Below are 12742 nucleotides of genomic sequence, written 5' to 3'. Positions count from 1 at the left end.
CAATCAATGCGCCGCCGCGCCCGAGAAATCCCGCGGCAATCTCGTCTCCGCCACGCGAACAGTCCGCATTCCTGCCGGCGTATTGCGGCTGCGGCCGACAAAGCGCGGCACGCTGTCGGTGATCACGGCGCTCACTGCCGGCACGTCGCCATTCACGAGCGCAGACAACGCATCGTTCTGTGAGCCGCCGGCGCAGGCGTCGATCAGTACCACGTCGGCATCCTTGCCCGTCTTCAGAAATCCGCTGTTGAGCCGGTAGACCGTTGCATTGTTCCCCGTCGCCGCCGCGATCGCCTGTTCGGGCGGCATGTGGCCCAGGCTGGCGAGATGGCTGATGGTGTAGAACATGCCGAGCGGCATGATCCCGCTGCCGGTCGGCGTATCCGTCGCGATCAGCAGCCGCTCCGGTTGTTTGGCTTCGTCGAGCAGCTTCGCCGTCAGCAGGGCGGTGCGCAGATTGCCGGCGGTGCAGAGCTGCAGCGCGATGTCGCTTTCATTGACGAGACGTGCAAAGCCGGCTTCCGGCATCGCCACCGGTCCGCCATTGACGTGAAACGACACGCTCGGATTCGATTTCAGCACGTGCTCGGCCCAGATGCCCGATGAGCCGGGGATCGATGAGCCGCCGGTATGCATGGTGGTGACCATGCCGAGTCGACGCGCCGTCTGCATCAGCGGCGCATAGTCGTATGGCGTGTCGAATGCGCCGAAGCCGGCCTTGGCGAGCCACAGACCCGCTTTGACCAGTTCTTCCAGATCGGCCTCTGTCAGTCCCGGCTCAAGGATAATCGAGCCGGCATGCACGCGCATGCCGCCGGGGCGATAGTCGAGGAAACAGGCGCGGGCGGCCAGCGCCAGTGCCTTCACGCCGGCGGGATCCTTGGGGCGTCCGGGGACGTGCACTTCCGATGCCGTGATCGACGTCGTCGTGCCGCCATGCACGTAGCTTTCGAGATAACCGACCACGCGCTGCCTTGGCGTGTAATCGCCGAAGGTGATGTGGACGTGGCTGTCGATCAGGCCGGGAATCGCCGTGGTGCCGGCGGCATCGATCACCACGTCGGCGGATGAGACCTGCTCCGACGACAGTGTGCCGATCGCGCTGATGCGGCCATCCTGCATCAGGATGCCGTCGCCGTCGGCGAACGGCGCCTTGAGATCACCGGTGACGATGGTGCCGATATTGACGATGGCCGTTTTCATACCCGTCTCCGCAATCTCAAGGCCGTCCAAGGCCGCACAAAGCCGCAGCCTAGCGCAAGCCGTCCTTGCCGCCGATATCCCTCGCATTCAACCCGCCGACCCGCGCATTGAGCCGCCCACGATTGGCGAGACAGACGATCAGCGCGACTTCATCGGCGGCCGGCGCATCGGGTGGCAGCGTCACCGAGACGCCGTCGTAATGCGAGCGGACATAGAGCGCGTCCTTGTGCGCCAGGGGAACGTCAATCAGGCAGCCGGGGGCGGCGAGCTTGGTGAAAGAGGGGATCCACGCTTCGGCGCCGCCCACGGCCTCGCGCAGCGGCGTGGCGAAAGTCGTGGTCAGCATCGCATTGGCATGTTCGAGTTCGCCGCCGAGCCCAACGACGCCGCCTTTGCCGTAGCTTTCCACCTTGTACGATCCCATCGCCTCGACGGCGAGCTTGGCCAGCACGGCGCCGACCTCGACACTGGCGGCAATTGCCTCGGAGAGGTCCTCGACATAGCGTCCGGCATAGGGATTGGCGACGATGGCCACGGCGGCGACGCGGCGCAGCGGTTGGTCGTGCCGGTGGCCGGCCTCGACCTCCTTGTGGTCGGTGAAGCAGAGCAGGCGCCTGATATCGAGTTTCATGATGTTCTCCCGTCAGATTTGGCGCCGATCCTGACCCAGTAAATGCATTTGATCAATAGCTTCGTTAAGAAGGTATGCAGAATCGCTTGACGAAGCAGGGGCCGCCAGCCAATCCTGTAGCGGATCGTTCACTGGGAAGCGGTATGTCTCGTTCCAAGGTTGCGCCGCTCTCCAAGACGCCGGCGCTGCGTAAATCCGAAAAGGCCGCGGCCAAGCCCGCGGTGAAGACCGGAGCCAAAACCGCGCTCAAGGCAAAACTTCCGGCTCCGGCGCTGACCACGTCGCGCAAGGCGCTGCTGGTCGATGGCTCCGATCATGCATTCCGGCAACTCGTGCACACATTGCTGGCGTTCCTCGCGCGTCACGAGACCGTGCGTGAGGGGCATGCCGCCGCGATCGGCCTGGCCGGGATCGAATACACCGTGCTGATCTCGGTCAAATATCTGGCCGCTGAAGGCGATGTCAGCGTGCGCGAACTCGCAGCGCATCTGCATCTCAGCGGCGCTTTCGTCACCACGGTGTCCAACAAGCTGCAGCAGATGGGATTGCTCGACAAGCTCGTCGATCCCGCCGATCGCCGGCGCCTGCGTCTCATGGTGACGCAGGCCGGCGATGCGCTGCTCGTAAGCCTCAATCCCACGCAGCGTCAGGTCAATGACGTGCAGTTCGATTGTCTCAACGCGGACGAATTTCATCAATTGCTGGGGAGCGTCGAGCGACTCGTCGAATCCAGCGAGCGGGCCATTGCGCTGCAACGCTATCTGCAGCCGCGTGGTCTGGATACTCCGGCGCCATCTGATGGCGGCGACAAACCGGCACGCCGCAAAAAGATATAAATCTGCGGTCTTTGGTACGAATCGAACCCGAATGCTGCGGCACCGGTATGGATTGCCGATATCGGGCGATTGAATCGGGTGCGACGACATGAGACATAATGTCACTCAGGTCGCTGCGAGGAAGACATGTCCCAGCTTGATGCATCCCCAACGCCGCAACCGGCGCCGTCACAACCTGTTGCGCCGACACCGGCACAACCGGTTGCGCAACCGCCCGCACAGCCTGCAGCGCTGACACCCGCGCAGCAGGCGTGGCGTCGTCTTGCGATTCCGCTGCTGGCCGTTGCTGCCGCGGTTGTCTTCATCGTTCTGGCCACCACCCGCTGGGACATCTGGATGGGCAACCGCGCGGTGCAAACCACCAACGATGCCTATATCCGCGCGCAGACAACGCGGCTGTCGAGCCGCGTGGCCGGTGCGGTGAAGGCCGTTGCCGTCAGCGACTTCCAGCACGTCAAGGCTGGCGATCTGCTGATCCAGATCGATCCCGCCGATTACGAGGCGCAGGTGGCACAGGCCGAGGCCGGCGTGGCCGGTGCGCAGGCGGCGCTGGACAATCTCGCCAACCAGGTCGAGCTGCAATATGCCACCATCGCGCAGGCCGAGGCGCAGCGCGTGTCTGCGCAGGCGATGGAAGTGCAGGCGCAGCAGGAGCGGGAACGTCAGGCTTCGCTGACGCAGACCGAAGCCGGCACGCGGCAGCGCTTCGAACAGGCGACCGCCGCCTATGCCAAGGCGCAGGCCGATGTAAAGGCGAGTGGTGCGGTCATCGCCGCCCAGAAACATCAGCTCGAAGTTCTTGCCGGCACACGCAAGCAGCGCGCCGCCGATCTGCTCGGCGCCAAGGCGACCCTCGATGCCGCCAGACTACGCCTCGGTTATACGAAGATCGTGGCGCCCTTCGATGGCGTGGTCAGCGAGCGTCAGGTGCAGCCGGGCGATTACGTCAATATCGGCTCCAGCCTGATCAGCATCGTGCCGCTGCCCGACGTCTATGTGATCGCCAATTTCAAGGAAACGCAGCTTACCCGCGTGAAGCCCGGCCAACCCGTCGATATCGTGGTCGACACGTTCTCGGCGGAGACGCTGCGTGGCCGCGTCGAGCGGGTTTCGCCGGCGTCGGGATCGCAATTCGCATTGCTGCCGCCGGATAACGCTACCGGCAATTTCACCAAGGTCGTGCAGCGCGTGCCGGTCCGCATCACGCTCGACAAGGGACAGCCGCTGCTCGACCGGTTGCTGCCGGGCATGTCGGTAACCGCCAGCATCAACACCGACGCGCCGGCGGCCGGCAATGGCGGAAAGTAAGGTCATCGAAAGCGGCCCGGTCTCGACCGGGGGCGTTTCGCACCATCCGATCTTTGCGGTCGGCGCGGTGCTGCTCGGCGCGTTCCTCGCGAATTTCGATACGCGCATCTTCTCCATCGGCCTCGCCGATCTGCGCGGGGCGCTGGGGCTGAGTTTCGACGAAGGCGCGTGGCTGTCCACCGCCGGCACCGCGTCGCAGATATTCATCGCGCCGGCGGTGGCCTGGATGGCTACCGTGTTCGGGCTGCGCCGCGTGCTCGGCATTCCTGCCCTGGTCTATGCGGCGATCTCGCTGGTGATCCCGCTGGTGCGCGACTACAATCTGCTGCTGGTGCTGAACATCGTGCACGGCATGCTGCTTGGCACCTTCGTGCCGGCAACGCTGCTGATCATCTTTCGCAATCTGCCGATGAAGTGGTGGCTACCGGCCATTGCGATCTATTCCATTCGCGTCGGCTTCTCGCTCAATTCCGGCACCGCGCTGGTCGGCTTCTATGTCAGCCACATCGGCTGGCAATGGATGTTCTGGCAGGATGTCATCATCGCGCCGCTGCTGGCGCTGTTCGTCTGGCTCGGCACACCGCGCGAGCCGATCAATCGCTTCGTGCTGTGCGAGGCCGATTGGGGCGGCATGCTCTTGCTCGGCACCGGCATGGCCATGATCTATGCCGGGCTCGATCAGGGCAACCGGCTGGACTGGCTGGGTTCGGGTACGGTGGTGGCGCTGCTTGGCGGCGGCACGGTCCTGACCGTCGGCTTCTTCATCAATGAGTCGGTGGTCAAACGGCCATGGGCGCATGCCGAGGTGCTGCTGTCGCGCAATATCGGTCTCGCGCTGCTGACGATCATTCTCTACACCATGACCAGCCTGTCCAATTCATCGTTGGCGCCGAATTTTCTCACCAACATCGCGCTGTTGCGGCCGGAGCAGTCCGGCATGTTGTTTCTGCTCTATGCCGTCGTGCCGATGATCGTGCTGGTGCCGCTGTCGATCTGGCTCATTCGCTACTACGACGTGAAGCTGACGCTGATCATTGGCCTTGCGGCATTCGCCGCCGCCGCCCTCCTGGGCACGCAGCTCACCCATGAATGGGCGCTTGGCGATTTCATCCCGATGGTGATGTTGCAGTCGCTTGGGCAGAGCTTCACGCTGCTGCCCATCGTGATCATCGCACTGTCGAATTCCGATCCGTCGCGCGCCACCGCCTTTGCGGCCTATATCCAGGTCTTCCGACTCGGCGGTGCCGAGATCGGCATCGCGCTGATGGGCACCTGGCTGCGCGTGCGCGAGCAGATCCATTCGAATCTGCTCGGCCAGCATGTCGCCAGCGGCGATGCCGATGTCGTCGGCATTCTTGCCAAACTCACCGGCCGCTTCGCCAGCCATGGTGAGGGTCTCGCACAAGCCCGCGGCATCGGCACGCTCGCAAGCCTCGTGCAGCGCGAGGCCAATACGCTGGCCTATATCGACGGCTTCTGGCTCACCTTCTGGTTCGCGATGGCAGCGCTGATCGTCGTGTCGCTGATCGGCAACGCGCCGAAGGGACCGTTCACGCCGAAGCCGCGGGGGTGAGGGGACGAGGCGACCTCACTCGTCATTCCGGGGCGTGCGTCGCCGGCGAAGCCGGCAGAGCGCGAACCCGGAATCTCGAAGTGTTTTGCGCTGAACATGCTGGGATTCCGGGTTCGCGTGCGCAAAGGTGCGCCCGCGCCCCGGAATGACAGTGTGGGGCGGCAAGACAGTGCCCAAACATTTTTTCCTATCTTCCGTTGACAACATCCCCATCAGGTTTATATTCTCCTCCGTCCTGCCCCACCGAGAGGGGCGATCGCGATCGTCACGTTCGCGGGGTGGGATGCGGTGGACGCCGGAGATGCGGCGTTACGCGGTTCATGGGGGACGTCTGTCTTCGGGCAGGACGGATCTGCGCCAGCACTGCCACTGGCAAGGAGACGGCCGACCTTCGGATGGAAAGAGCCCTGGACAGCGCGACGGACGACCAAATCGAAACGCGTTCGGCCAAGTGCTTTGCGGCTACCCTGTCCCTCCGCCCTGGGACATTAATTTTGGTGATGGGACCGTTCGCCATGGCAGATGTGCAGGCAACCGAAAAAACACCGCAGGCGGAACGTCGGGCACTTGCTCGGCGCCTCCGAAAGTCCTGATGCACACTAGATTGCGGAAGACCGCATTCGCATCAGGCCCAAGGGTGCAACGGGCACCCGGCGTTCCGCACGCCCTCTCACAGGGGGGGGGCGGGAATGCAAGAGACGACGGCGCCCCCGCGCCGCAAACAATGGGGGTGATGACGCATGTCTGAAGAGCAGTGGCTGTTTGACAGTTGAATCCGCAATGACGCACAGGCGTTAGAGGCATCCCTCCCTCAAGCGGCGAAGCCGCGCAGTGGGGAGGGTCGGCCGAGCGAGGCGATGCGCAGCATCGACGAAGTGGAGGCCGGGGTGGGGTCTCTCCCCACGCGAGAGCGGCGTCTGTTGCGCCACCCCACCCGTCACGTCGCTCGCAAGAGCTCGCGCCGCGCCACCCTCCCCACTGCGCGCGACTAAGTCGCGCTTGGGGGAGGGACAAGACAACTAATCCTGCAGCTCGTTCACCTTGCTCACCCAGATACGCACGTCAGTGAGCACCTGCGGCAGCACGTCCTTGACCTCCTGCACGGTCATGCCGGCCTTGATGCGGGGATCGTAGAGGATGTTGAGGATGTACTGGTCGTAGACGTCGAAGAAGCCCATCTGGACGTTGTCGTTGAACATCGTCCACGGCACCGTACTGGTATCGTTGATCGGGCCCAGCGACTGCAGCAATTCCTCATAGGCGCAATCGAGAAAGACGAAGTCGCCATTGTCGACGGTGAGGATCACGTCGGAGCGTTCGATCTCGAAGGCCTCGTTCTTGCGGAAGCCGGACAGGCATTGCGGGTCGAGGGAGTCGCGGATCTCGTTGGCCCGGTCGGTCCCGTAGAAGGTCGAGATGGTGCGATAGAGATCGCGGTCGCGCACCAGCTTCACCAGCACATTGGCGTCGTCGCGGTTGTCCGCCATGGCGATGTTGAGATGCTGCACCCGGCGCGCGATGTCGGTCACAACCTTGGCGATTTGAGCCTTGCGGTCGGCACGGCCCTCGGCGAAGACCCGCACCGGAAGCTCATATTTGCGGATGCGGTCGACGCGGCCGGCGAGGTGATATTCGGCGCCAAAGGCGGTCTTGAAAAAACCGTCGATGATCTCGCTGTCGGTAAAGGTTTTCTTCTCGGTGCGCTGGCGCGCCGTAACGGCGGGCGGCTCGCTCGCACCGGCATAAGACGGCTGCGGCACGAAGGCGGTCAAAGACGCTAGCGCCAGCAGCGCGGCAATCGTCCGGACGATGAATCGATCTGGTGTCGGGGCGGGCATTATTACTCAAGTTCTCGCAATGCGCGTATTTGCGCAAGCGTTCAGTGCCGCCCCCGCGGACAATTCGAAGGCTTCCCGCAGGAAGCCTTCGTTCTCAGGTCAAGCTCAGTTCTTGACGATGACCGTCGCGCCGACCGAGACGCGGTTATAGAGATCGGTGACATCGTCATTGGTCATGCGGAAGCATCCCGAGGACACGGCCTGCCCGATGGTCTCCGGCTCGTTCGAGCCGTGGATGCGGTACAGCGTCGAGCCGAGATACATGGCGCGGGCGCCGAGCGGGTTGTCGATGCCGCCGGGCATGTGGCGGGGCAAATCGGGCCGGCGGGCGAGCATCTGGGCCGGCGGGGTCCAGCTCGGCCATTCCTTCTTGGCGGTGACGCGGTGGACGCCGCCCCAGCGGAAGCCATCGCGGCCGACGCCGATGCCGTAACGCAGCGCCTGGCCGCCAGGCTGCACCAGATAGAGCCGGCGCTCGGCGGTGTTCACAACGATGGTCCCCGGGGCGTAATTGCTGTGGAAGCCGACGGTCTGGCGCTGGATCGGGCCGGAGCTGTTGCCGCCGCCATTGCCGAAATTGGAGAAGAAGTTGGAGAGCGACGGGCCGTCGTCGACCTCGAAGTCCTGTGCCGGCGGCTGGTTGCGAACGCGTGCATCGGCAGGAAACGCAATTGTGGTGAACGCGGCTGCGGCAAAAAAGAGAGCAAAAAGGCGCTTCATCATGGTCCTCGCCAGAAAAAATTGAGGCCCAAGACAGGCCATAAATCGCCCCGATCCGCAACCCACGGCCGTGTGAGGACAGCCCGGATGGAGCGATAATAACCGGCGTTCAGCCCGCCCCGCGGCCCTCACAACGATGCCTTGCGTTCCGACCCTTTGACGGGCCCTCCGAACAATGGTTCATCAGCCCCCGAGATCAAGAAACCGAGATACGACCCTGAATCAAACGGAGTGAGACGATGAACGGTGCGGAAAGCCTGGTGCGGACATTGGTGGCGGGCAATGTGGATGTCTGCTTTGCCAATCCGGGAACGTCGGAAATGCATTTCGTTGCGGCGCTCGACCGCGTCGAAGGCATGCGCTGCGTGCTCGGCCTGTTCGAAGGCGTCGTCACCGGCGCGGCGGATGGCTACTTCCGCATGAAGGGCACCCCGGCCTCGACGCTGCTGCATCTCGGTCCCGGCCTCGCCAATGGCCTCGCCAACCTGCACAATGCCAAGAAGGCCAATTCGGGCATCGTCAACATCGTCGGCCAGCATGCCGTCTATCACATCGAATACAACGCGCCGCTGACCTCGGACATCGAGGGCCTCGCCCGTCCGATGTCGCAGTGGGTGCACACCTCGCCGGATTCCAAGTCGGTGGCCAAGGACGGCGCCGCAGCAATTGCCGCCGCCAAGGATCGCCAGATCGCGACGCTGATCCTGCCCGCTGACACCGCATGGGGCGCGGCCGATGGCGTGGCCCCGGTGCCAGCCGAGAAGCAGAGCGCCGGCTATTCGGCGCAGGCCGTCGAGACCGCCGCCAGGATCATGAAGGACGGTGGCGCCTCGACGCTGCTGCTGATGACCGGCCAGGGGCTGACCGAGAAGGGCCTGGCGCTGGCCGAGCAAATCGCCGGCAAGACCGGCTGCAAGGTGATGGGCCAGACCTATAATCCGCGCATGGCGCGCGGCCGTGGCCGCTTCTCCATCGATCGCATTCCCTATGTGATCGAAGCCGCACTTCCGCTGCTGAAGGACTTCAAGAACATCGTGCTGGTGGAAGCCAACGATCCCGTGGCCTTCTTCGCCTATCCGAACAAGCCGAGCATGCTGAAGCCGGAAGGCTGCGAAGTGCATCGCATAACCGCAGGCGGCGAGAACTCGATCGCTGCGCTGGAAGCGCTGGCCGGCGCGCTCGGCGCCAAGCCGTCGGATGTGAAGCCGCAGAAGCTCGCCGAACTGGTGAAGCCGACCGGGGCGCTGAACCACACCACGATTGCGCAGGCGATTGCCTATGCGATTCCGGAAAACGCCATCATGGTCGATGAGTCGTTGACCACCGGCCGCGGCTTCTTCCCGCCGACCGCAGCGGCCGCGCCGCATGACTGGTTGCAGAACATGGGTGGCTCGATCGGCTTCTCGACCCCGGTCGCCACCGGCGCCGCCGTGGCCTGCCCGGACCGCAAGGTGATCTGCATGGTCGGTGACGGCAGCGCGATGTACACGCTGCAGTCGCTGTGGACCCAGGCCCGCGAAGAGCTCGACATCACCACCATCGTGTTTGCCAACCGCAAGTATCAAATCCTGCTCGGAGAGTTCGCAGGCGTCGATGCCGGCGAGCCCGGCCAGCGCGCGCTCGATATGCTCAATCTCGACCGTCCGGCGCTCGACTGGGTGTCGCTCGCCAAGGGCATGGGCGTCCCCGGCGTCTCGGTGTCGAACGTCGACGACTTCAACAAAGCGCTCGCCAACGCGATCGCCGCGAAGGGTCCGAAGCTGATCGAAGTGGTGATGTGAGCCGCAGCTGACAAATACCCCGCTACCAAGCGGGGTGCCTGCCAAACAGAGAAAGGCTCCGGATCACTCCGGAGCCTTTTCAGTACTGTTCCCTGCTGGCGAAATGATACCAATGGAAACACGTTCCGATTTTCCGGCACAAATCCACGCAGCGCTTTCTCCGGCAGGGATTGTGCTCTGCAACCTGGGCGCATCGGGAACAATAGTTGTGAACATCGCGTTGCAGAGGGACAGCTACCGCACAGACAAGTTATTTCAGCGCACTCATAAGATCAGATGGCAAAAAATCGTTGGGACGAGGAACAGATTGAAATTTTGAAAGGGCTTATAGCGCGTAAAGTATCGCTGGCCAGAGCCGCAGTGATCATGAAACGACCGCAGAGTTCCGTTCAGATCCAGGCACGCCGGCTCGGAGCACCATTCCCTGGCGTTCGCGCGACCAAAGCGCGGTTGAAGGCGCAAATCGATGAAGCCGAGAAGAAAGCGTTGCGGTGAAAAGCGCGATTGAGCTTGTGGTTGCCGCCTATGTCGATACGAACCAGCTAAGTGCGTTGCAAGATCTCAAGGTGCATCGCGAAACGCTGGCGGCGTCCGTCCGCAACAGAATGGACTTCAATTTCGGGGTGCTGCTCGGGCAGCTCGACGACGACATCCGCGAGATCGAAGCCGGTATTCGCCGATTGCGTGCTTCGATGGAAGCGCGGCCAGCGGTCGAGTCCTAAGCTGGTGCGCGTCGGTCACGTTGCCAAGTCCTCCGTCTGTTCGCTCCAGCGCAGATAGTCGCGTGGTGAAATTCCCATCGAGCGACGGAACATAGCGCTGAAGGCACTTGGACTATCATAGCCGAGATCGAGCGCCACATTGGTCACCGGCTCGCGCATGGTCAGGCGCGACAATGCTTCCATCAATCGCACCTGCTGGCGCCATTCGGCGAAGCTCATGCCGGTCTCGCGGCGAAACAGCCGTGTCAGCGTCCGTCGTCCGAGGCCGCCGATCTGCGACCAGGATTCCAGATCCTGATTGTTGCCGGGCTCGCGCAGGATCGCCTCGCAGATCCGCGCGAGGCGGCGATCCTGCGGCATCGGCGCACGCAGCGGCACGGCGGGCATGCGGCCGATTTCGGCAAGCATCAAATTCATGATCTGCCCTTCGCGGCCATCCATATCGTATTCGGTCGGGAAGGTGACGGCCTCGTTGAGCAGCGCGCGTACCAGCGACGACACTTCCATCAACTGACACGAGGTCGGCAGGCCGATCGTCGCGTCGGGTTCGACATAGAGCGTACGCAGCTGCACGGTGCCCCAGCAGCGGCTTTGATGGACAACGCCGGGCGGGATCCACAGCGCGTGCTGCGGTGATACGGTCCAGCTGCCAGTCTCGGTGATGACCGTCATGACCCCGGTCAGGCCGTGGAGAAATTGCGCGCGGCGGTGGCTGTGCCGGACGCCAACGCCGCCCGAGGAGAATTCGGCGGCCATCGCAACCACCGGGCGTTGTGCGGCCTGGAGTGCATCGGCGCGGCGGCCGCTGGCCTCGAAGCCGGAAAAACTCACCATGGCCGGCGGCGCGACGCGCTGGCGCGGCGTGTTGCACGAAATTGAAGAGATATGGCCCATACGCGACAAATCCTGACCCTGTGAAGACGGAGATGATGCGCTGACATCGTACCCTAGGATAGAGGTTTTGGGCGCATCGTGCCGGACGTTGCCATTCTCAAAGCAGGCTTCATGCCACTAGCGCGTTTTCCAGCGAAGTGGGTACCGGTTCGCGTTAAGAAAACGCGTAAAACAACAATCCTGAGCCCCGTTCCGATTCAATCGGAACGGAAAAGGCTCGGGCAGAAACAACGCAGGAATTCGATGACCCGCATTACTCTCATGACAACCCTGTCCAACACCATGGGCTTTCTGGAGGATCACCTGAAGCGAACGGTTCCCGGCGCAGTCGTGACCACTTGGCCGGAGCAGGGTGCGCTGAACGGGGAGGTTGTGGTCTGCTGGAAACCACCCGCGGGCGTGATGGCGACCATGCCGAATTTGCGGCTGATCCATTCCATCGCCGCCGGTGTGGACAATGTGTTGTCCGACACGGCACTGCCGGACCTGCCGCTGTGCCGGATCGTCGATCCGCTCTTGGGTAAAGCGATGGCCGAATATGTGCTGTGGGGCACGCTGTATTTTCATCGCGAATTCGACCGCGTCTCCACCAATGCCCGCAATGGGCACTGGCATCGCTACGATCAGGTCGCGGCCGCTGACAAGCGCGTCGGCATTCTCGGCCTCGGCACCCTCGGAATCCAGGCTGCCACTCTGCTGAAATCGGTCGGCTACAAGGTCTCCGGCTGGTCGCGCTCCGCAAAACAGGTCGAGGGTGTGGACGTCTTCGCCGGCGACGCCGCGCTCGACGATTTCCTGGTGCAGACCGACATCCTGGTCTGTCTGCTGCCGCTAACGCAGAGCACGGTGGGAATTCTGAATGCTGACCGTTTCGCCCGCCTGCCGAAAGGGGCGGCGCTTATCCTCTGCAGCCGTGGCGAGCACCTGAACGTTCCAGACCTCGTTGCCTCATTGCGATCGGGCCATCTGCGCGGCGCAATTCTTGATGTGTTCGACAAAGAGCCGCTGCAGCCCGACAATCCGCTGTGGACGGAGCCGGGTATTCTGGTGACGCCGCATATGGCCGGATTGGCCAAACCGCGCGTCATTGCCGACCAGATTGCCGAGAATATCCGCCGTCTCAAGACTGGAGAGATTCTACTCAACCGCGTCGATCCGGCACTGGGATACTGAAATCCCGCTCATTCACGGAGCAGGCTCGGTTCTCAGACAACGCCGGCCCGATCGCGACAATGA

12 protein-coding genes are annotated in these 12742 nt (G+C 63.2%); 7 read left to right on the top strand and 5 right to left on the bottom strand.

From position 1 onward, the window contains the following. Nucleotides 1-3: 3 nt before the first annotated feature. Together AB7951_RS20380 and AB7951_RS20375 are read right to left on the bottom strand one after the other, a co-directional pair. Nucleotides 4-1203: an amidohydrolase family protein gene (locus AB7951_RS20380; protein ID WP_120288805.1), complete on the bottom strand. Its 1200-nt coding sequence runs from the start codon at nt 1201-1203 to the stop codon at nt 4-6. Between the two features lie 49 nt (nt 1204-1252). After that, nucleotides 1253-1834, bottom strand: a complete 582-nt coding sequence (locus AB7951_RS20375; protein ID WP_068738529.1) for an amino acid synthesis family protein — start codon at nt 1832-1834, stop codon at nt 1253-1255. Nucleotides 1835-1977: 143 nt separating this feature from the next. Here AB7951_RS20375 and AB7951_RS20370 point away from each other — a divergent pair, with 143 nt between their 5' ends. The 3 genes from AB7951_RS20370 (at nt 1978) to AB7951_RS20360 (ending at nt 5551) form a co-directional block, all read left to right on the top strand. After that, nucleotides 1978-2670 (top strand): MarR family winged helix-turn-helix transcriptional regulator, encoded by a 693-nt coding sequence (locus tag AB7951_RS20370; protein WP_158596774.1) that lies wholly within the window; start codon nt 1978-1980, stop codon nt 2668-2670. 126 nt (nt 2671-2796) lie between these two features. Beyond that, entirely contained in the window at nt 2797-3978 is a 1182-nt protein-coding gene (locus AB7951_RS20365) for an HlyD family efflux transporter periplasmic adaptor subunit (RefSeq protein WP_120288807.1), read from the top strand. Continuing rightward, a complete protein-coding gene (locus AB7951_RS20360) occupies nt 3965-5551 on the top strand; it encodes an MFS transporter (protein WP_089268035.1) in 1587 nt (528 codons plus the stop codon). Before AB7951_RS20365 ends, AB7951_RS20360 begins: the two co-directional genes overlap by 14 nt. A 1019-nt stretch (nt 5552-6570) precedes the next feature. Here the strand turns inward: AB7951_RS20360 and AB7951_RS20355 are convergent. Beyond that, nucleotides 6571-7389, bottom strand: coding sequence for a DUF2927 domain-containing protein (locus AB7951_RS20355; RefSeq protein WP_089268029.1), 819 nt, complete (start codon nt 7387-7389; stop codon nt 6571-6573). A 105-nt stretch (nt 7390-7494) separates the two neighbouring features. Next, nucleotides 7495-8109 (bottom strand): L,D-transpeptidase, encoded by a 615-nt coding sequence (locus AB7951_RS20350; protein ID WP_081422064.1) that lies wholly within the window; start codon nt 8107-8109, stop codon nt 7495-7497. 239 nt (nt 8110-8348) lie between these two features. On the opposite strand from AB7951_RS20350, the gene AB7951_RS20345 reads away from it, so the two are divergent. From AB7951_RS20345 to AB7951_RS20335, 3 genes are all read left to right on the top strand, one after another. After that, on the top strand, nt 8349-9890 hold the full coding sequence (locus AB7951_RS20345) for an acetolactate synthase large subunit (RefSeq protein WP_093761088.1): 1542 nt from the start codon (nt 8349-8351) through the stop codon (nt 9888-9890). A gap of 276 nt (nt 9891-10166) precedes the next feature. Then, nucleotides 10167-10385, top strand: coding sequence for a hypothetical protein (locus tag AB7951_RS20340; RefSeq protein ID WP_120288809.1), 219 nt, complete (start codon nt 10167-10169; stop codon nt 10383-10385). After that, complete coding sequence (locus AB7951_RS20335; protein ID WP_089268026.1) at nt 10382-10612, top strand: hypothetical protein; 231 nt, start codon at nt 10382-10384, stop codon at nt 10610-10612. The genes AB7951_RS20340 and AB7951_RS20335 overlap by 4 nt, the downstream gene beginning before the upstream one ends. A 15-nt stretch (nt 10613-10627) precedes the next feature. Here AB7951_RS20335 and AB7951_RS20330 read toward each other — a convergent pair whose 3' ends face one another. Further along, nucleotides 10628-11506, bottom strand: a complete 879-nt coding sequence (locus AB7951_RS20330) for an AraC family transcriptional regulator (protein ID WP_199712037.1) — start codon at nt 11504-11506, stop codon at nt 10628-10630. A 78-nt stretch (nt 11507-11584) separates the two neighbouring features. Here AB7951_RS20330 and AB7951_RS20325 point away from each other — a divergent pair, with 78 nt between their 5' ends. Beyond that, entirely contained in the window at nt 11585-12679 is a 1095-nt protein-coding gene (locus tag AB7951_RS20325; RefSeq protein WP_439062553.1) for a 2-hydroxyacid dehydrogenase, read from the top strand. The last annotated feature ends 63 nt before the right edge of the window (nt 12680-12742 follow it).

Source organism: Tardiphaga sp. 285_C5_N1_2 (assembly GCF_052076065.1).
Taxonomy (GTDB): domain Bacteria; phylum Pseudomonadota; class Alphaproteobacteria; order Rhizobiales; family Xanthobacteraceae; genus Tardiphaga; species Tardiphaga robiniae.
The sequence above is the reverse complement of the archived record's forward strand: the minus strand, read 5'-3'. Positions and strand labels throughout refer to the sequence as shown.